The 18823-nt window shown below is 70.2% G+C and carries 17 protein-coding genes; 12 read left to right on the top strand and 5 right to left on the bottom strand.

Annotated elements, in window-relative coordinates; genetic code table 11:
- Positions 1–17: 17 nt before the first annotated feature.
- From VEC04_RS00565 to VEC04_RS00545, 5 genes are all read right to left on the bottom strand, one after another.
- Positions 18–698: a protocatechuate 3,4-dioxygenase gene (locus tag VEC04_RS00565; protein WP_324772754.1), complete on the bottom strand. Its 681-nt coding sequence runs from the start codon at positions 696–698 to the stop codon at positions 18–20.
- A gap of 131 nt (positions 699–829) precedes the next feature.
- Positions 830–2326: a DEAD/DEAH box helicase gene (locus VEC04_RS00560; protein WP_414642626.1), complete on the bottom strand. Its 1497-nt coding sequence runs from the start codon at positions 2324–2326 to the stop codon at positions 830–832.
- A 278-nt stretch (positions 2327–2604) separates the two neighbouring features.
- Positions 2605–4707 (bottom strand): malate synthase G, encoded by a 2103-nt coding sequence (locus VEC04_RS00555; RefSeq protein WP_414642625.1) that lies wholly within the window; start codon positions 4705–4707, stop codon positions 2605–2607.
- A 565-nt stretch (positions 4708–5272) separates the two neighbouring features.
- A complete protein-coding gene (locus VEC04_RS00550; protein ID WP_324772752.1) occupies positions 5273–6646 on the bottom strand; it encodes an HlyD family type I secretion periplasmic adaptor subunit in 1374 nt (457 codons plus the stop codon).
- On the bottom strand, positions 6643–8415 hold the full coding sequence (locus VEC04_RS00545; RefSeq protein WP_324772751.1) for a type I secretion system permease/ATPase: 1773 nt from the start codon (positions 8413–8415) through the stop codon (positions 6643–6645). Before VEC04_RS00545 ends, VEC04_RS00550 begins: the two co-directional genes overlap by 4 nt.
- A gap of 260 nt (positions 8416–8675) precedes the next feature.
- Between VEC04_RS00545 and VEC04_RS00540 the strand changes: the two genes are divergently transcribed.
- The 12 genes from VEC04_RS00540 to VEC04_RS00485 form a co-directional block, all read left to right on the top strand.
- Complete coding sequence (locus tag VEC04_RS00540) at positions 8676–9005, top strand: PadR family transcriptional regulator (RefSeq protein ID WP_414642624.1); 330 nt, start codon at positions 8676–8678, stop codon at positions 9003–9005.
- A gap of 22 nt (positions 9006–9027) precedes the next feature.
- Positions 9028–10158 carry an HAAS signaling domain-containing protein gene (locus tag VEC04_RS00535; protein WP_324772749.1) on the top strand — a complete coding sequence of 377 codons (1131 nt, stop codon included), beginning with the start codon at positions 9028–9030 and terminating at the stop codon, positions 10156–10158.
- 78 nt (positions 10159–10236) lie between these two features.
- On the top strand, positions 10237–11364 hold the full coding sequence (locus VEC04_RS00530; RefSeq protein ID WP_324772747.1) for a 3-oxoacyl-[acyl-carrier-protein] synthase III C-terminal domain-containing protein: 1128 nt from the start codon (positions 10237–10239) through the stop codon (positions 11362–11364).
- Entirely contained in the window at positions 11364–12032 is a 669-nt protein-coding gene (locus VEC04_RS00525; RefSeq protein WP_324772745.1) for an iron-containing redox enzyme family protein, read from the top strand. Before VEC04_RS00530 ends, VEC04_RS00525 begins: the two co-directional genes overlap by 1 nt.
- 2 nt (positions 12033–12034) lie before the next feature.
- Positions 12035–12946, top strand: a complete 912-nt coding sequence (locus VEC04_RS00520) for a DUF6999 family protein (RefSeq protein ID WP_324772789.1) — start codon at positions 12035–12037, stop codon at positions 12944–12946.
- Between the two features lie 57 nt (positions 12947–13003).
- Positions 13004–14107: a bifunctional transcriptional activator/DNA repair enzyme AdaA gene (locus VEC04_RS00515; RefSeq protein WP_324772743.1), complete on the top strand. Its 1104-nt coding sequence runs from the start codon at positions 13004–13006 to the stop codon at positions 14105–14107.
- Positions 14088–14615 (top strand): methylated-DNA--[protein]-cysteine S-methyltransferase, encoded by a 528-nt coding sequence (locus tag VEC04_RS00510; RefSeq protein WP_324772741.1) that lies wholly within the window; start codon positions 14088–14090, stop codon positions 14613–14615. The genes VEC04_RS00515 and VEC04_RS00510 overlap by 20 nt, the downstream gene beginning before the upstream one ends.
- Positions 14616–14673: 58 nt before the next feature.
- Complete coding sequence (locus VEC04_RS00505; RefSeq protein WP_324772739.1) at positions 14674–15438, top strand: hypothetical protein; 765 nt, start codon at positions 14674–14676, stop codon at positions 15436–15438.
- Positions 15439–15575: 137 nt separating this feature from the next.
- Positions 15576–16655 carry a quinolinate synthase NadA gene (nadA, locus tag VEC04_RS00500; protein ID WP_324772737.1) on the top strand — a complete coding sequence of 360 codons (1080 nt, stop codon included), beginning with the start codon at positions 15576–15578 and terminating at the stop codon, positions 16653–16655.
- 62 nt (positions 16656–16717) lie between these two features.
- Positions 16718–16855 carry a hypothetical protein gene (locus VEC04_RS00495; protein ID WP_324772735.1) on the top strand — a complete coding sequence of 46 codons (138 nt, stop codon included), beginning with the start codon at positions 16718–16720 and terminating at the stop codon, positions 16853–16855.
- A gap of 114 nt (positions 16856–16969) precedes the next feature.
- On the top strand, positions 16970–17818 hold the full coding sequence (locus VEC04_RS00490; RefSeq protein ID WP_324772734.1) for a metalloprotease: 849 nt from the start codon (positions 16970–16972) through the stop codon (positions 17816–17818).
- Positions 17815–18823, top strand: a 1009-nt coding sequence (locus tag VEC04_RS00485; RefSeq protein WP_324772732.1) for an FAD-binding protein, incomplete at its 3' end; no start/stop codon positions are given. The genes VEC04_RS00490 and VEC04_RS00485, both read left to right, overlap by 4 nt.

The raw sequence follows: 18823 nt of genomic DNA, 5'->3' as shown, positions 1-18823 counted from the left end.
CCGGCGGGCGCTTGCTGTCAGACGGCCACGATCAGATCGTAATGCGCCGCCAGCGCCCCGCTCTCGGCGCCTGCGCCCGGCGTGAAGGGCCGGATGAGGCCCTCCCGTTCGATCGGCGTGACCTGCTGCAACAGGATATCGGCGTCATTCTGCGGCGCCCCCGCGACATAGAGCTGGGTGGTCAGGCGTCGGACGCCGCGCGTCGAGACAGCGGCGTGAATGTGCGGCGCGCGCCAGATCTGCTCGCCGCCGATCATCGCCGTGTAGGCCACCGGCTTGATCGTGCGGAAGCGGAAGGCTCCCCGGGCATCGGTAAGGGTCTTGCCATAGCCCTGGAAGCCGGCGTCCCGCGGCCGGTCCGCATTGGGATCGTCCCTGTGGAGGTACCGCCCGGTGTGGTCGCACTGCCATATCTCGACCAGGGCGCCGGAGCGTGGTTGGCCGAACTGATCCCATACCGCGCCGGTCACATGGGTTACCTCGCCCATGGCCTGCGCATCCACGCCGGTGACGCGCACCAGGTCGGCATCCTGGTCGGAGGGCATGTCGTCGTAGGGATAGAACGGGCCTTCCATCTGGAAGGCCGTAGCGGGCGCGGGGCGCGACGGCTCCTGCGCCCGGAGGATGGCGGGGGCCGCGAACCCCACCAGTCCCACGCCCAGGCCGCCGATCAGCCCGCGCCTGTGCAGTTGCTTCATGGCCTGTCCTCCCCGACAAACAATGTTCTGTCAGCTTGGGCTCTTCGAAGGCGAGAGTCGAGCGGGCGAGGTCACGAAAACGCCCGCCGGATCGCTCCGGCGGGCGTTTTGCATTTCACCAGGCGAAGGCCTCAGCCCTTGGCCGCGTAACCTTGGCCGCCGTTGGAGGGGCGACGGCGGCGCGGGCGGCGTTTCAGTTCGCCGACCGGCTTGGGCTCGCGACCGGCGTCGGCTCCGCGAGGGTCGTTGTTGACGTGACGCGGCCGCTCGCGGGCCATCGGATCGAACGCGCGTTCCGGCGTCGGACGGGCGTCGCGGGCCCCGCCCTTGCGGACCCGATGCGGCTGTCCGCCGCCTTCCAGCTTGACGCCGTCGCGGCGCGGGTTGCGACGGCCGCGGCCTTCGCTCCGGTCCCCGCCCTCGCGCTCCGGCAGGGTCGCCTTCTTGCCGACGCCCGACGCCATGATCGAGGCGTCCAGGGAGGCCAGCTGGCGGTCGTTGCGGCGATCGATGGCCGGGATCTTCTGGCGCGTGACCTTCTCGATGTCGCGCAGCAGCTTCATCTCGTCGCCGGCCACGAAGCTGATCGCCGTACCGTCGGCGCCCGCGCGGGCCGTCCGGCCGATGCGGTGCACATAGGCTTCCGGCACGAAGGGCAGTTCGAAGTTCACGACGTGCGAGACGCCGTCGACATCGATGCCGCGCGCGGCGATGTCGGTCGCCACCAGCACCCGCAGCTTGCCCTTCTTGAAGGCCTCGAGCGTGCGCTCGCGCTGCGGTTGGCTCTTGTTGCCGTGGATGGCGCCCGCCTCGACGCCGCCGGCTTCCAGATAGGCGGCCACCTTGTCGGCGCCGTGCTTGGTCTTGGTGAAGACCAGGCAGCGGGTGAAGGTCGGATCCGAGAACATCTCGGTGAGCAGGGCGCGCTTGCGGCCCTGTTCGATGTGGATCACCGACTGGTTAATGCGCTGGACCGTGGTGGCCTGCGGCGTCACCTGGACCTTGACCGGATCCTTGAGCAGCTCGCCGGCCAGCTTGCCGATCTCGGTCGGCATGGTGGCCGAGAAGAACAGATTCTGGCGTTTGGCCGGGATGCGGCTGACGATCTGGCGGATCGGCTTGATGAAGCCGAGGTCCAACATCTGGTCGGCTTCGTCGAGGACGAAGATCTCGGTGCGGCTCAGGTCCAGCGTCTTCTGCTGCAGGTGGTCGAGCAGGCGGCCGGGCGCGGCCACGAGGACGTCGAGGCCCTGCTGCAGGGCGCGTTCCTGCGGACCGTATTTCACGCCGCCGAAGATCACGGCGACGCGGAAGCCGAGGTGTTTGCCGTAGGTCTTGAAGCTCTCGCCGATCTGGCTGGCCAGTTCGCGTGTCGGCGACAGGATCAGCACGCGCGTGGTGCGGGGCACCGGCGGCGTGCGGTTGGCGGCCAGGCGGTGCAGGATCGGCAGGGCGAAGGCCGCGGTCTTGCCGGTGCCGGTCTGGGCGATGCCCAGCAGGTCCTTGCCGGCCATGACGTCAGGAATGGCCTGGACCTGGATCGGCGTGGGGGTGGTGTAGCCCTCGGACGCCAGCGCCTGCAGCAGGGCCGGGTTGAGGTTCATCGAGTCAAAGGTCTTGTTGCTCACGGAGCATTCTTTCGCATGCGGCGGCGCGCATCGACCGGGCTGACAAGCCATGGGCCGCGCACCGCCAGTCCCGATTGAGCCTCGGGGTGAGGCCGTCGGGGTGGATCGGGCGCCGCCCCGCGTGTCCGGGCAGCGAATGAATCTGGAGGAGCCGGCTCCTGCTACAGTCAGGTCTTCGGTTCTGAAGACCCACACGCGCTGGAGGCGCCGGTCATCGCAATTGTGCGACGCAACGAAAGTGGGGGTTCAATGCGGCCAAGTCAAGGCGCGGCGGGATTTCAGACCTGTTTGGCCCGCTGCCGGAAGCGGTGGAGCAGGGGCTCGGTGTAGCCGTTCGGCTGGCTGACGCCTTCGAAGACGAGGGCGCGTGCGGCCTGAAAGGCGAGGCTGGCCGCGGGATCGGGCGCCATCGGGCGGTAGAGGGGATCGGCGGCGTTCTGGGCGTCGACCCTGGCGGCCATGCGCAGGAGGGCGGCGTCGACCTGTTCCGGGGTGCAGACGCCGTGCAGCAGCCAGTTGGCCATGTGCTGGGAGGAGATGCGCAGGGTGGCGCGGTCCTCCATCAGGCCGATGTCGTGGAGGTCCGGCACCTTGGAACAGCCGACGCCCTGGTCGATCCAGCGGACGACGTAGCCGAGCAGGCCCTGGGCGTTGTTGTCGAGCTCCTCGGCGATTTCGGCTTGTGACCAGTTCCGGCCGGCGGCGAGGGGCGGGGTCAGCAGGGCGTCGAGGCCGGCGACCGGGAGGGCTGCGATCTGGTCCCTGAGGGCGAAGACGTCCGTCTGGTGGTAGTGGAGGGCGTGGAGGACGGCGGCGGTGGGCGAGGGCACCCAGGCCGTGTTGGCGCCGGTCTTCGGATGGGCGGCCTTCTGGTCGAGCATGTCGGCCATTCGGTCAGGCGCGGCCCACATGCCCTTGCCGATCTGGGCCTTGCCGCAGAGGCCGCATCGCAGGCCGATGGCGACGTTGCGGGCCTCGTAGGCGGCGATCCAGTCGGACGACTTGATGTCGCCCTTGCGAACCACGGGGCCGGCCTGCATCGCCGTGTGGATCTCGTCGCCGGTGCGGTCGAGGAAGCCGGTGTTGATGAAGACGATGCGGTCCTTCACGGCGTGGATGCAGGCCGCGAGGTTGGCCGAGGTGCGGCGCTCCTCGTCCATGACGCCGACCTTGATCGTGTGGCGGGCGAGGCCGAGCAGGTCCTCGACGGCGTCGAACAGGGCGTCGGTGAAGGCGCACTCCCCGGGGCCGTGCATCTTGGGTTTGACGATGTAGACCGAGCCGGCGCGGCTGTTGCGGAAGCGGCCGAAGCCCTTGAGGTCGTGCAGGGCGATCAGGCTGGTGACGATGGCGTCGAGGATGCCTTCGGGGGCCTCGGAAGCGTCGGGCAGACGAAGCGCCGGGGTGGTCATCAGGTGGCCGACGTTGCGCACGAACAGCAGCGACCGGCCCGGGAGGGTGACGGTCGAGCCGTCGGGGGCCGTGAAGACGCGGTCCGGGGCGAGGGTGCGGGTCAGGCGTTCGCCCCCCTTGGAGAAGGTCTCGGCGAGGTCGCCCTTCATCAGGCCGAGCCAGTTGCGGTAGGCGGCGGTCTTGTCGGCGGCGTCGACGGCGGCGACGGAGTCTTCCAGGTCGACGATGGTCGAGAGGGCGGCTTCGAGGATCACGTCGGAGATGCCGGCGGGGTCGGCGCGGCCGATGGGGTGGTCGGGGGCGAAGACGACCTCGATGTGCAGGCCGTGGCGGCGGAACAGCCTGCCGTGTTCGCTGCGGCCGACGTACTGGGCCGGATCGCGAATGGCGATGCCGCGGTGAGGGTCGGTCAGACCGGCCCAGGATCCGTTTGCCAAGGGCACGGCCTCGTCGAGGAAGGCTTTTGCACGGGCGACGACGCGGGCGCCGCGTTCGGGGTCGTAGCCGCTGCCGGCGGGCAGGTCGCCGAGCGCGTCCGTGCCGTAGAGGGCGTCGTAGAGGCTGCCCCAGCGGGCGTTGGCGGCATTGAGGACGAAGCGGGCGTTGAGGCTGGGGACGACCAGCTGGGGACCGGCGAGGGCCGCGACCTCGGCGTCGACGTTACGCGTGCCGATGGCGAAGGGGGCAGGCTCGTCCGCGAGGTAGCCGATGTCGCGCAGGAAGGCCGTGGCGGCGGTGGTGTCATAGGGCTGGTCGCGGCGGTCGGCGTGCCAGGCGTCGATGCGGGCCTGAAGGTCGTCGCGGACGGCTAGCAGGCGGCGGTTCTCCGGAGCGAATCTGGCGAAGACGGCGGCCGCGCCGGGCCAGAAGGCGTCGGGGTCGAGATCGAGGCCGGGCAGGACCTCACCCTCGATGAAGGCGGCGAGTTCCTCGGCGACCTGCAGTCCGGCGCGGGGCGTCATCGGCATTGGGCGGCTCCTCGGGGAAGAGCTGAAACATTCCGTGATGGCCTTGGGGAAGTCGAGCGGCTTTTTTTGCAGTGCGGGAGGGGATGGGGTTTGGCCCGGGGTGAACCGGAAAATTTGGTGTGGCAAAGTCGGCAGAGTCGGCGCCGGGTCCGCAGAAATTCGCAGTGGCAGAGTCGGCAGAGTCTACATCGGCGCGCCTCGGACGGTGCGGCGGGAATTCGGTTGTCAAAGACCGGCGAGAACACGAGCGGCATCATGCGCCCGGCGTTCTCCCAGGCGGGAAGACAGGGTCGAGAAAAGCCGATGTGTCTGGAAGGGCGGAAGGTTTTCCGCGCTATCGGACCATAGTTCCGCGGATTGCCAGCAGAGCGTCCCTCTCCCGGCGGGAGAGGGCTCCGGGAGCGAACGATCGGCAAGGCGAAAGGGCGAGGGGCTACGCCCGGCATTCGGCGTGAGCCGTGTCATGCACTGGAGCGGCGGCGTGCGCCGACCGCAACCAGTCGACCCTCATCCGACGGGGCTCCGCCCCGCCACCTTCTCCCATCGGGAGAAGGACCCTGTACCCCTACTGCTCGCTGCCGGAGCGCCAGAGGTTGTTGGTGAGGGGTTCTAGGAGGTAGCTGAGGGCGGTGCGCTTGCGGAGCAGGATGATGACCTCGACCGGAGCGCCGGGGCGCAGGGTGTTGGCGGCGCGGCCCAGCTTGGCCATCTCGGCGGCCGGCACCACGATCTCGGCGCGGAAATAGCTGGCGCCGGTTTCCTCCACGGTGAAGCTGTCGGCCGAGATGCGGGTGACGCGGCCGTGGATGGTCGGCGGGTTGCGCTCGCGCAGGCCGGGGAAGCGGACCTCGGTGGTCTGGCCGCTGCGGAGGTTGTCGACGTCGTTGGGGCTGATCTGGGCGACGATGATCTGCGAGGCGTCGGCGGGGACGATCTCCATCAACGTCTGGCCCGGCTGGATCACGCCGCCCTGGGTGAAGATGGTCAGGCCCACGACCTGGCCGGTCGCCGGAGCCCGCACCTCGCTGCGCGCGATCTGCGAGCGGAGTTCGGTCATCCGGGGGCGCAATTCATTGAGCTGCACATCGATCTGACGCAGCTGGTCGGCCACGTCCTCGTTCATCTCCGACGAGACGCCGGACATCTGCAGGCGCGTCTCGCCTACGGCCTCGCGCGACCGGGCGATCTGCGCCCGAAGGGAGCCGAGCTCGCCGTCCAGCTGGGCCGCCGTCCGCTCCAGCGCGCGCACCCGGGTCATCGGCGCATAGCCCTTCTCGGCCAGGCTGCGCATGCCGGTCAGCTCCTCCTGGATCAGGCGCTGCTGCTCGAGGTTGCTCGAGATCTGGCGCTCGTAGCCGAGAATCTGCTCGTTGAGCTGGGCGATGCGCTGGCGAAGCACGCCGGTCTCGGTCGAGCGGCCGGTGCGCCGGGCCCCGAACTGGAGCCTTTGGATGCGCAGTGACTCCAACGCCAGGGCCGAGTCCTCGGGCGACAAGTTGGCGAACTCTGGCGGGGTCGGGACGGCGCCCAGGCCGTCGCGCTCGGCGATCAGCCGGGCGCGCTGGGCCAGCAGGGCGAAGACCTGGCTGGCGACGCCGCGCTCGGTCGCCCTCAGTTCGCCGCTGGACAGGGTCAGCAGGATCTGGCCGCGCTGCACCGTGTCGCCTTCCTTGACGTGCGGGGCGCTGACCACCCCGCCCTCGCGGTGCTGCACCGCCTGGCGGTTGCCCGAGACGGCGATCTGGCCCTGGCCGTAGGCGCCCGCGTCGAGCGGCGCGAAGGCGGCCCAGCCGAGGAAGAGGCCGAAGAACAGCAAGATGATCACGCCGCCGACGACGAGCTCGCGGCGGGGCGTATCGGATACATCCGTCGGCGTGGCCGGAGGCGGGGGAGGCGGCGGCGGGGCGGTCGGGGCGCCCGGAGCGGCGGCGTCGGTCATTGAGCGCGCCGCTGCGTCTGGGTCGGATCGGACAGCCGGGTCACATTGGCGGCCGGCTGGGCGGGGGCGCCCGCCGCGGGAGCCGGGGCGGCGCCCTTGGGCGTGGCCGCGCGCATCCGTTCGAGCACCTCTTCGCGCGGTCCCTCCATCTGGACGACGCCCTCGCGCATCATCAGCAGCCGGTCGACGCGGGCCAGCACGCCGGCGCGGTGGGCGATGATGACCACGGCGGCGCCGCGGGCGGCGGCGCCGAGGATGGCCTGCATCAGGGCGGCCTCGCCCTCCTGGTCGAGGTTGGAGTTGGGCTCGTCGAGCACCAGCAGCACCGGATCGCCATACAGGGCCCGCGCAAGGGCCACGCGCTGCGCCTGGCCGGCGGACAGGCCTTGCCCGAACGGGCCGAGCACGGTGTCGTAGCCGTTGGGCAGGCGCAGGATCAGTTCATGGGCGCCGGCCGCCATGGCCGCCCTGACCGCGTCGCGGTCGGCGACCTCCTGATCGACGCCGGTCGAGGTGGCGAAGCGCGAGATGTTGTCCTTGATCGAGCCGGCGAACAGGCTGGGGACCTGCGGCAGATAGCCGATCCAGCGGGCCAGTTCGTCGCCCTCGCGAGCCTCGTACTCCGCCCCGTCCAGCCGCACGGTGCCGGCCTGCGGCTTCAGGGCGCCGGCGATGACCCGGGCGAGGGTGGTCTTGCCGGAGCCGCTGGCCCCGACGACGCCGAGCGTCTGGCCCGGCTTGAGCGTGAAGCTGACCGAGCGCAGCTGCGGCGACTCCGTATCGGGGAATTTCACCGACACCGCCTCGACCTGGAGCTTGCCCTTCGGGTCGGGCAGGGCGGTGCGCTCCTTCTCCACCGCCGCCGTGCTGGCGAACAGTTCGGTCATGGTCTTCCAGCTCGCCGCCGCCTGGACCAGCGTCGGCCAGACGCCGACCAGGGTCTCGATGGGGGCGACGGCGCGGCTGAGCAGCACCGACGAGGCGATGATGGCGCCGGGCGAGATCTCTCCCTTGACCGCCAGAAAGCCGGCGAGGCCGAGCGAGGCGGACTGCATCGCCAGCCGCAGGAATTTGATCGCGCCGGAGTATTTGCCGCCGGTCAGCTGGGCGTCGGCCTGGGCGGCGGTGGCGTGGCGGCGCTGCTCGATCTGGCGGGCGATGGAGGACTGGCGCATGCCCAGGGCACGGACGACCTCGGTCTGGCCGGCGATGGCCTCCTGGGCGGAATAGGCGTTGTTCTGCGACTGGATGGCCTTGCTGAGCCGCGGACGGGTGTCGCGCTCGTTGAGCCAGGCGAGGCTGAACAGGATGCCGCCGCCGAGCAGCGTCAGCAGACCGATCGCCGGGTGCAGCAGGAAGCAGCACAGCAGATAGATCGGAGTCCACGGGGCGTCGAACAGGGCCAGCATGCCCTGACCGCCGATGGCGCCACGGACGTTGTCGAACTCACGCAGCGCCTGGGTGTTGGGCGACTTCGCCTGCAGGTCCATGACCCGGGCGAGCACCTTGCCCGACAGCAGGCGGTCCAGCCGAAGCCCGGCGCGCAGCATCAGCCGGCCCCGCAGCCAGTCCAGACCGGCCAGGGCGCCGAGGGCGAAGAGGGCGACGACGGTGATCAGCACCAGGGTGGTCAGGCCGCCGGTCGGCACGACGCGGTCGTAGACCTGCATCATGTAGAGCGTCGGAGTCAGGTAGAGCAGGTTGACGAGCGCCGAGAACACAGCCGCCCACAGGAAGTGGCTCCGGCACGCCTTCAGCGCGTCGGCCAAGGCCTCCGTACCCGGTTTGCTGGGGAGCAGGTTTTTCAACACGGAGGGTCGGCTTCCTGACGTTTGGCCGGACAGTCTAACGGGTTGGCGCGGTTACAGATAGACGATGGATTTCAGACCATAATCGGGCGCGGCCGGGGGCGTTCCGGCGCGCCCTGCAAGGGCTGGTCCGGTTCATCCGCGTCCAGGCCGGGTTGACTGCCTCATACAGTATGCGGCATACACTGTGTGTCACACACTATGTGGCGGCGGGTGTAGCGATGGTCGTCGGTCCTGAACTGTTCGAATCCATGCGTCTGGAGCTCCGGCGGGGCTCTCTGGTGCTGGCCGTGCTCGCCCGTCTGCGGGAGGAGCGCTACGGCTATACCCTGCGTCAGGCTCTGGCCTCGGACGGCCTCGAGATGGAGGAGAGCACCCTCTATCCGCTGCTGCGCCGGCTGGAGAGCCAGGGGCTGCTGACCAGCGAATGGCGCGAGGAGGAGAAGCGGAAGAAGCGCTTCTACCGGCTGTCGCCGCCGGGCGAGGCGATGCTGTCGGCGCTGGCCGACGAGTGGCGGGGCATCTCGGCCTCGCTCGACAAGATTCTCTGAAACCGGGGGTTGGAGAAGACCAATGGACCTGATCGACCGCTATCTGAACGCCGTCGCCGCCCAGCTGCCGCAGGACGAGCGCGACGACATCGTCGCCGAGTTGCGCGACCTGATCCTGAGCCGGTTCGAGGCGAAGGAGGAGCAGCTGGGCCGCGCCCTGACCGAAGACGAGCAGGAGGCGATCCTGCACGAGATCGGCCATCCGCTGGTGGTGGCGGCGCGCTACCGCAAGGGGCCGGACTCGCTGGTCGGGCCGGAGCTGTTTCCCTACTGGCTGTTCGCCGTGAAGGCGGGCCTGCTGCTGATGCTGGCCGTGCAGGCGGTGGTGCTGTTCATCAATCTGATCAGCGGGCCGGCGGACGCGGGGCAGTCGATCGCCCAGGCGTTCCACGGCTTCTTCGGCACGAGCCTGTGGCTGATCGGGGCGGCCACGGTCGTGGCGGCGCTGTTCGAACACTATGGCGTGAGGCCGAAATGGCTGACCAGCTGGCGGGTCAAGGATCTCGGCGCCTTCGGCCTGTCCGACCCGGCGGCCTGGGGAGCCTCGGTCGGGGCCGCGCCGAAGGTGAAGGTGTGGGTCGGGCCCGGCGGGAAGGCGAAGGCCTGGCCCGGCGGAGACCATCTGTTCTCCTTCCTCGCCACGGGCCTGTTCGTGCTGTGGTGGGTCGGGGTGATCCACTTCCCCGCCCTGCTGCATATCGATTTCCGCGGCGCCGACGCGCAGGTGAGCGGGGCGCCGGTCTGGACGACCCTCTACGGCGCCATTCTCATATACGCCGTGGCGCAGATGGCGGTCGACCTCGCCAGCCTCGCCCGGCCCCATGCGGTGCGGATGCGGGCCGCGGCCCAGGTGGTGATCGCCGGCGCGGGCCTGTGGCTGACGTGGACGATCTTCGAGGCCGGCCACTGGTTCACCCTGACGCGGGACGGCGAGACGGCGCGGATCGCCGGCGACTGGGCCATGCTGGACTTCGAGCGGCTGCGGGCGGTCGGCGATGGAAGCCGCGACCTGGCCGGCGTGGCGGGGACCCTCTCGGTGGTGATGACGTGGGTTCTGGCGATCGTGGCCATCAGCCTGGTGTTCAAGGTCGTCGCCAACTTGTGGCGGCTGGTGCAGCCGGAGGCGCGGCGGGACATGCGACCGGCGGCCTGACGGAACCGTCATCCGCGCGCCCTTCTTCCGCCGGAAGTTGTCGGGCAAGCTGACGGGATGAGTGAAAGCGGAGCCCGGTTGCGGGACGTCTACATCACCGGCGTCGGGGCGCATCTGCCGGGCGAGGCGGTCGGGAACGACCGGATGGAGGACCACATCGGCCGCGTGCAGGGTCGGGACTCGGTGGTCGGCCGCCGGGCCTTGCGCTGGAACGGCATCCGGACCCGCCACTATGCGATGGCGCCGGACGGGACGGTGCTCGACACCAACGCCGGCATGACGGCGAAGGCCGTGGCGGCGGCGCTGGACGACGCGGGCCTCGCCCCGGGCGACCTGCAGCATCTGGCCACCGCGACGACGCAGGGCGACTATCTCGTGCCGGGCCACGCGGCGGCGGTGCAGGCGGAGCTGGGCGGCGGCCCGATGGAGATCGCCAGCTACCAGTCCGTGTGCGCCTCGGCCCTGATGGCGGCCAAGGGGGCGTGGCTGCAGGTGCGGGCGGGGGAGGCCGAGGTGGCCGTGGCCGCGGGCGGGGAGTTCTCGTCGCGCTGGTTCCGGCCGGGCTTCTACGAGGGCACGGCGCTGGTCGACGGAAAGGGGAGGCTGGCGACGGAGGCGGACTTTCTGCGCTTCACCCTGTCGGATGGGGCGGGGGCGGTGGTGATGGAGGCGCGGCCGCGGGCGGAGGGGCTGTCGCTGAAGGTGGAGTGGATCGACCTGACCTCGCTGGCGGGGCGGTTCGACCCCTGCATGTGGGCCGGCTCGACGCGGGCGGACCGGGCCGACATGGCCAGCGCCTGGAGCCATTCCGGACCGACGGCGGCGCATGCGGCGGGGGCGGTGGCCCTGCTGCAGGATTTCGAACTGCTGAAGATCGTCATCCGGGCGTGGATCGGGGTCTGGCTGGAGAAGGTCGATCAGGGGCGGATCGTCCCGGGCCGGGTCGACCACCTGCTGTGCCACTATTCGGCGCGGTCGCTGCGCGAGGAGATCGTCGGGCTGCTCGAGAACACCGCGGCCATGATCCCGGAGGAAAAGTGGTTCACCACCCTGCCGGAGACGGGCAACATCGGCTCGGCCTCGATCTGGGTCATGCTGGAGGCCTTCATGAAGAGCGGACGGCCGAAGAGGGGCGACCGGGTACTGCTGATCGTTCCGGAGAGCGGGCGGGCGATGATCGGCTTCATGATGCTGGAGGTGGCGTGATGGCCGAGGACGCCGTGGCCGACACGCTGCGCAAGCTGGCGGTGGTGTTCGCGGACTTCGAGCAGCGGCTGGAGGCGACGCCGCTGATCCGCAAGCTGACGCGGGGGCGGTTCGAGCTGGCCGACTACCACGCCTTCCTGATCAACCTGCGCCAGCAGGTGAAGGACGGGGCGTTATGGATGAGCCGGGCGGCGTCGAACATCGGCGAGGATCATCTGGAACTGCGCTCGACGCTGATGAAGCACGCAGTGACGGAGCATCGCGACTTTCGCCTGCTGGAAAGGGATTTCACGGAGTCCGGGGGCGACCTTCAGGACATACTGTCGGCCAGGAAGAATGTGGGGTCGGAGGCGCTGTCGGCGTGGATGTTCCACGAGGCGTCCAAGCCCGATCCCTTCGGCCTGCTGGGCGCCATGTGGATCATCGAGGGACTGGGCTCGATCAAGGCCAGGCCGTGGGGGCTGAAGGTGAAGGAGCGGCTCGGCCTGCCCGACGACGCCCTGCGCTTCCTGCTCTACCATGGCGACAACGACGTCGAGCACATGGAGGAGTTCCGCGAGATGCTGGCCATGGTCCTGCCCGACGAGGCCGTGGCCGACCGGATCGTGACGACGGCGAAGGTGACGGCGCGGCTGTATGCGCTGCAGATCGAGGAGATCGCGGCGTGAGCATGTCAGGGGCGGGGGCCTACGATCCGTTCGCGACCATGGCGCACGATCCGCACGATCCGGACCCGTGGCTGGCGCTGTATCTGGACCAGAGCCTGCCGATCGATCCGGAGGCCAAGCGCTGCCTGCTGGTGGGGGCCCGGTCGTGGTCGCGGCGCTGGCTGTTCCCTGTCAGCCGGCCGCTGGTGATCCTGTTCTTCTGCGTGGTGAAGGTGCTGCGGGCGATCTCGCCGCGGTTTCCGAACCTGAACGGCCTGCTGCACAAGACCATCCACTGGGGGCTGCGGACCTTCGGCAGTCCCGAGACGAACACCCTGATCCTGCGCCATTTCCACGTCGGCACGGAGCTGCTGGCCTTCATGCGGGTGAACGCGGGCGCTGCGGACCTGTCGAGCCATCCGCTGCGGCCGACGCGGCTGAAGGACATCGAGGACAACCTGTTCCTCCAGCACGACCTGAACGTCTTCAACTTCATCATCGAGCTGAACCAGCGTCTGCGGGCCGAGGGACGGGAGATCACGCCGGCGAAGACGCTGGATTTCTCGATGATCTCCGACGAATTCCCGGCCTTCGAGAGGTTTCCGACCGGGCCGCTGAACCGGATCGACGTGCAGACGGCCGTGGAGTTCTACACGCCGCTCTACGCCCTGATGCTGCCGAGGAACGACTTCGTGCGCGCCGCCCATTCGCTGCAGCTGGACGAGACAGTGGCCATCTACATCGCCCGTATCCTCGGCACCGACTACCATCTGAATTTCATCAAGAACGGCCACCCGATGGTGGCGCTGTCGACCTTGCAGGCGGGCTACCGGCTGATGATGCACGGGCTGGACTGCGAGGCGCTTCACGGCTGGCTGCGGACCATGAAGGCGCGGCAGGCGGCGGGGCTGCCGGTGGATCCCCGCGCCGGCTAACACGGCCATGTCCGAAAACCGCGAGACTCAGAGCGCCGATGCGCCCATCTTGCGGCCATGGAAAACGCCCGCGAACTCGACCAGGAGGCCTGCTACCGCGCGGTGCTGACGCGGGACGCGCGCTTCGACGGCCGCTTCTTCGGCTGCGTGAAGACGACGGGCATCTACTGCCGGCCCGTCTGCCCGGCGCGGACGCCGAAGCGGGAGAACATGTTCTTCGTCGTTTCGGCCGCGGCGGCCGAGGAGGCGGGCTTCCGCGCCTGCCTGCGCTGCCGGCCGGAGACAGCGCCCGACATGGGCGCGTGGCGCGGCACCTCCAACACCGTCAGCCGGGCGCTGGCCCTGATCGAGGCGGGGGCGCTGGATGAGGGCGACGTGGACGCGCTCGCCGGGCGTCTCGGGGTCGGCGAACGCCACCTGCGCCGGCTGTTCCGCCAGCATCTCGGCGCCGCGCCCGTCAGCGTGGCCCAGACCCGCCGGGTGCTGCTGGCCAAGGCGCTGATCCACCAGACCGACCTGTCGATGGCGCAGGTGGCGCTGGCCTCCGGCTTCGGCAGCGTGCGCCGTTTCAACGAGACCTTTCAGGCTCTCTACGAGCGCCCGCCCTCGGCCCTGCGCCGACGGGGCGAGAAGGTTCACGAGGGCGGCGTCCGCCTGAGCCTGCCCTACCGCCCGCCCTATGACTGGCAGGCGATGTTCGCGGCGCTGGGCGCGCGGGGCGACGCCGTCGAAGGCCGCAAGTGGTCGCGGGTCCTGACGAAGGCCGTCGACGGGGCGGAGGGCTCCGTCACCCTCGAGCCGGCGGAGGCGGGCCGTGTCTCGGTCTGTGTCGAGGCCGACGACCTGAAGGCCCTGCCCGGGGTGTTGGCGCGGGTGCGGCGGGTGTTCGACCTGTCGGCCGACCCCGACGCCATCGGCCGCGACCTGTCGGCGGATCCGGCGCTGAAGCCGCTGATCGCGGAACGGCCGGGCCTGAGACTGCCCGGCGCCTGGCTCGACGAGGGCGCGGAGCCTCCGAACGACCGCCTTGTTGACCCAACCCTCGCCGCGCGCGCCGAGACCTGGCGGCCGTGGCGAGCCTACGGCGCCTTGCACCTGGCCATGGCCGGGATCGCGGGCGCGGACCTGATGGAGACGACCGATGCCAAACACGCCGCCTGAAACCCTGACTCTCGACCGCGTGGCGACTCCGGTCGGAGAGGTCCTGCTGGTGACCGACGCGGGGGGCGCCGTGCGGGCGCTCGATTTTTCCGACTACGAGGCGCGGATGCTGCGGCTGCTGCGCCGTCATTGCGGTGCCGATCCGGTCCTTGTCGAGGGCCGTGGCCCGGACGGGATTCGGCGAGCGGTGGAGGCCTATTTTTCGGGGGACGTCCGCGCGCTGGACGGGGTGGTTGTGAAGACAGGCGGCACGGCGTTTCAGCGGGCAGTCTGGGACGCTCTGCGCGCCATTCCGGCGGGCGAGACCCGCAGCTACGGGCAGCTCGCTGCCGCGATCGGATCGCCGAGGGCGGTCCGCGCCGCCGGGCTCGCCAACGGGCAGAACCCGGTCGCGGTGATCGTCCCGTGCCACCGGGTGATCGGCGCGAACGGGACGCTCACGGGCTATGCTGGGGGCCTGGAACGAAAGCGCTGGCTGCTGTCGCATGAAGGGGCAGTCGTGGCGTGAGGCTTGACGCCGGCGCGCCCCGCGGCCTCACTGCGGTCGGGACGGCGGGAGCAGGATCTTGCATCGAACGGTGACGGCGCTGGCGGCCACGCTCTGCCTCGGCCCGCTCCCGGCCTTCGCGCAGGACGCCGATGACTGGGAGTTCGCCGAGGACGCTGGCCGGAAGCTGAGCGTGGCGGCGGCGCGCTACGAAGGCGGTCAGGCCGTGCTGGTCCAATGCCGGGATGGCGAACTGAGCGCCATGATCGTTGGTCTGCCCGCGACGGACTATCCCCTGCGGCGCGTCGAGGCCGTGCGGGCCGACGGTCGGCGCGACCAGCAGTCCTGGTTCCCGGAGGCCGCCGCTCCGGGTTCTCCGGCCGTGTTCCGAACCCTGACGCCGGGTCGCGACGTGCGCTTTTTCAAGGGCGGGGGCCTGATGACAATGCGCTCGACCGACGGTGATCCGGCCACGATGGAGGCGACCTTCGACCTGCCGGTCCAATCGGCCAACCTGGACCGTGTGCTGACGGCCTGCGGGCGCCCGCTGGAGGATGAGAGAGATCAACTGACGAGGAAGCCTGTCACCATCCAATGGGAGCCGGTCGTCAGCGGGCGCCGGGACAGCGGACGCGGCCGGACGACGGGAGCAGCCGACATCAGCTGCGTGATCCGCAACCAGCGCTATACGGATTGCCGCGTCGAATATGCCCGGCCGGCGCGCGATGGCGCGAGGCTGGCGCGTGAAATGGAAGGCGACCGTCTTCGGGACCCGGACCCGGCGGCCGAAGGCACGGTGACCTACGTCGGCGTCGTCACGTCCGAAGAGGTGATCCCCTTCTGAGCCCTTGCATTCCCCGGCCAGCGCACTAGATTATCCCTGCTTATGCTGAAAGTGAGCATAAGTCGGCGGCGGCGTTCTGAGGCCTCCGCCGTTCTTCGGACCCATGATTTGCTCAAATCGAGCAAAAGGGATGCAAAATGGCCGACGGGGCGTTCGGACTCAGCAGGGAACTGGAACTGGCCACGGCGCCTGTGTGGGCCAAGGTCCGCGAGCAGGTGACGCCGCTGGAGTGGCCGGCGCAGGCCGCCCTGATCCACGAGATCAACCAGCTCAAGCGCGAGCGCGACGCGGTGATCCTCGCGCACAACTACATGACGCCTGAAATCTTCCACGGCGTCGGCGACTACGTCGGCGACAGCCTCGGCCTTGCGAAAGAGGCGGCCAGGTCCGGGTCCAGGGTGATCGTCCAGGCCGGCGTGCATTTCATGGCCGAGACCTCGAAGATCCTGTCGCCGGAAAAGACCGTGCTGATCCCCGATCTTCGCGCCGGCTGTTCGCTGGCGGCCTCGATTACGGGCGCGGACGTGCGGCTGATCAAGCAGCGCTATCCGGGCCTGCCGGTGGTGACCTACGTCAACACCACCGCCGACGTGAAGGCCGAGACCGACATCTGCTGCACCAGCGCCAACGCCGTTCAGGTGGTGGAGTGGGCGGCGAAGGAATGGGGCGTCGACCGCGTCATCCTGATCCCTGACGAATATCTGGCCCGCAACGTCGCGGCGCAGACGACCGTCGGCATCATCGCCTGGAAGGGCCGCTGCGAGGTGCACGAGCGCTTCACGGCGCAGGACATCGCCGACATGCGCGCGGCGTATCCGGGGGCGGAAATCCTCGCCCACCCGGAATGCCCGGAAGACGTGCTGGCGGCCTCGGATTTCGCCGGCTCGACGGCGGCGATGATCGACCACGTGACGGCCCGCAAGCCGAAGCAGGTGGTGATGATCACCGAATGCTCGATGGCCTCCAACGTCGCCGGCGACCTGCCGGACGTGCAGTTCATCGGGCCCTGCAACCTGTGCCCGCACATGAAGCGGATCACGCTGGAGAACATCCGCGACTGCCTGGTCAACATGCAGTTCGAGGTGACGGTGCCGGAAGACATGGCCGAGCGGGCCCGACTCGCGGTCCAACGCATGATCGATCTGCCGCCGCCCGCCACGCCGGCGCGGTACGATCTGGTGAAGGCGCGTCATCACGTGGCGGTGGAGTTGATCTGAGTGGCCACGGTAGGGCGTGCGCCGGCGGGTTTCCTGATCCTGATCTGGAAATCGAACCGCCGGTGGGTTGGATTTCGATGGGCGGCGACATCCGCCGCGTTTACGAGCTGATGCTGCGCAGGGGCGTGCCGCGCAACGAGATCGCCGCCGCCTTCGTCAGGGCCGCGCCGGTCGAGGCCCGCGCCCACAAACTGGATTGAGTCGATGCACTACGTTCCGCCTGTCCGCGCCGTCGCCACTGTCGATCGCAAGACGCTGCGGCTTCTCGCCCTCCTGGCCTTGTGGCTCAGGTCGGAGAAGGCCACCTCACGGGCATGACCGATACCGATACGCCCCGCCGGCCGGGTCCCTGGGATCCGCGGCCCGAAGACGTCGCCGCCAAGCCCGTTCCGGCGGAACCCGCTCGCACGGCCGAGGCGCCGCTGGACAAGGGGCAGCACCCGGTCTGGGCGGTGGTCTCGACCGCGCTGCTGGGCGGCTTCATCTGGTACGTGACCGGCAGCTGGGTGATCGCGGTGGCTGCGATCTGGGGCCTGCTGGTGCACGAGTACGGCCACGTGCTGGCGATGAACCGGCTCGGCATGGGACCGGCGCGGATCTACATCATCCCCTTCCTCGGCGGCGTGGCGAAGAGCCAGCGGCTGCCGCAGAGCGAATGGCACGGGGTGCTGGTGTCGCTGGCCGGACCGGCCTTCGGCCTGCTGGCGGCCATTCCCTTCTTCGCCGGCTTCATCGTCACGAACGACGGCCTGTGGCTGCAGGGGGTGTTCGCCATCGCCCTGATCAACCTCGTCAACCTCGCCCCCGCGCCGCCGCTGGACGGCTCCAAGGCGCTGGGCCCCGTGCTGGCCCGCATCCATCCGATGCTCGAGAAGGCCGCCATGGTGCTGATCGGGGTCGTCGTCGTGGTCTGGGGCCTGACGAACGGCAGCTACATCTTCGCCGCCTTCCTTGGGCTGGCGCTGATCGGGCACCTGCGGCGGGGCGTGTGGCGGCCTGACGGCCGCCAGCTGACGTGGGGCGAGTCCGCGCGCAGCGTCGGCCTGTTCCTGTTGACTGCGGCGGCCTGCGCGGGCGTGGCGCTGGCGGCCCTGATGCCCGTGACCGGCTCGCTGGCCGAGGCCCTGTCGCTGGGCGCGCGCTATTTCGAGTTCGGCCGGTGAGCCGGATCGACCATGACGGACCGCTGATCGTCGGCGGCGGGCTGGCGGGGCTGTCGGCCGCGCTGGAGGCGGCGCCGCGCAAGGTCCTGGTGGTGACGCCCGCGCCGCTGCTGCAGGCCTGCTCCTCCGCCTGGGCGCAGGGCGGGGTGGCGGCGGCTCTTTCGAACAGCGACGCGCCGGCGCTGCACGCCGCCGACACCGAGGCGGCCGGGGCGGGTCTCGTCGAGGCCGGGGCGGCGCGGCTGCTGACCGCCGACGGCCGGGAGACGGTGGAATGGCTGGCGTCTCTGGGGGCGCCGTTCGACCGCGACGCCGCCGGCGGCTTCGCCGTCAGCCTCGAGGCCGCCCATTCGCAGGCCCGCGTGGCACGCGTCGGCGGCGACGGCGCGGGGCGGGCCATCCTGTCGGCGCTGGTCGCGGCAGCGCGCGCCGCGCCGCACATCGAGGTGTGGGAAGACGGGCGGCTGCGCGGCCTGATCCAGGACCACGCGGGCCGGGTCCGCGGGGCGCTGATCGAACGCGACGGGCGGCTGGTCGAGGTGCTGGCGCCCGCCGTGGTGCTGGCGACGGGCGGCGCGGGCGGGCTCTTCGCCGAGACGACGACCCCGGCCTCGCTCCTCGGCGAGGGCATGGCGCTGGCGTACCAGGCCGGGGCCGAGATTCTCGATCCGGAATTCGTCCAGTTCCATCCGACCGCCATGGACGTCGGCCTCGACCCGATGCCGCTGGCCACCGAGGCCCTGCGGGGCGAGGGGGCCCGGCTTGTCGACGGCGAGGGGCGGTTCCTGCTCGGCGAGGCCGCCGACGCCGATCTGCAGTCGCGCGACGTCGTGGCCCGGGCGGTGCATGCCGCGCGGGCGGCGGGACGGGGCGCGTTTCTGGATGCGCGGGCCGCCATCGGGCCGGCCTTCCCCGAGGAGTTTCCGGCGGTCTTCGCCGCCTGCATGCGGGCCGGACTGGATCCGCGAGAGTCGCCGATCCCGGTGGCGGCCGCGGCCCACTATC

The organism is Brevundimonas sp. (assembly GCF_035626535.1).
Taxonomy (GTDB): Bacteria; Pseudomonadota; Alphaproteobacteria; order Caulobacterales; family Caulobacteraceae; genus Brevundimonas.
The sequence above is the reverse complement of the archived record's forward strand: the minus strand, read 5'-3'. Positions and strand labels throughout refer to the sequence as shown.

Bases quoted from the DNA above. Each gene is read 5' to 3' on its own strand.
- VEC04_RS00565 (WP_324772754.1), bottom strand. From the start codon at position 698: ATGAAGCAACTGCACAGGCGCGGGCTGATCGGCGGCCTGGGCGTGGGA.
- VEC04_RS00555 (WP_414642625.1), bottom strand. From the start codon at position 4,707: ATGCCGATGACGCCCCGCGCCGGACTGCAGGTCGCCGAGGAACTCGCC.
- VEC04_RS00550 (WP_324772752.1), bottom strand. From the start codon at position 6,646: ATGACCGACGCCGCCGCTCCGGGCGCCCCGACCGCCCCGCCGCCGCCT.
- VEC04_RS00540 (WP_414642624.1), top strand. From the start codon at position 8,676: ATGGTCGTCGGTCCTGAACTGTTCGAATCCATGCGTCTGGAGCTCCGG.
- VEC04_RS00535 (WP_324772749.1), top strand. From the start codon at position 9,028: ATGGACCTGATCGACCGCTATCTGAACGCCGTCGCCGCCCAGCTGCCG.
- VEC04_RS00525 (WP_324772745.1), top strand. From the start codon at position 11,364: ATGGCCGAGGACGCCGTGGCCGACACGCTGCGCAAGCTGGCGGTGGTG.
- VEC04_RS00520 (WP_324772789.1), top strand. From the start codon at position 12,035: ATGTCAGGGGCGGGGGCCTACGATCCGTTCGCGACCATGGCGCACGAT.
- VEC04_RS00515 (WP_324772743.1), top strand. From the start codon at position 13,004: ATGGAAAACGCCCGCGAACTCGACCAGGAGGCCTGCTACCGCGCGGTG.
- VEC04_RS00510 (WP_324772741.1), top strand. From the start codon at position 14,088: ATGCCAAACACGCCGCCTGAAACCCTGACTCTCGACCGCGTGGCGACT.
- nadA (WP_324772737.1), top strand. From the start codon at position 15,576: ATGGCCGACGGGGCGTTCGGACTCAGCAGGGAACTGGAACTGGCCACG.
- VEC04_RS00490 (WP_324772734.1), top strand. From the start codon at position 16,970: ATGACCGATACCGATACGCCCCGCCGGCCGGGTCCCTGGGATCCGCGG.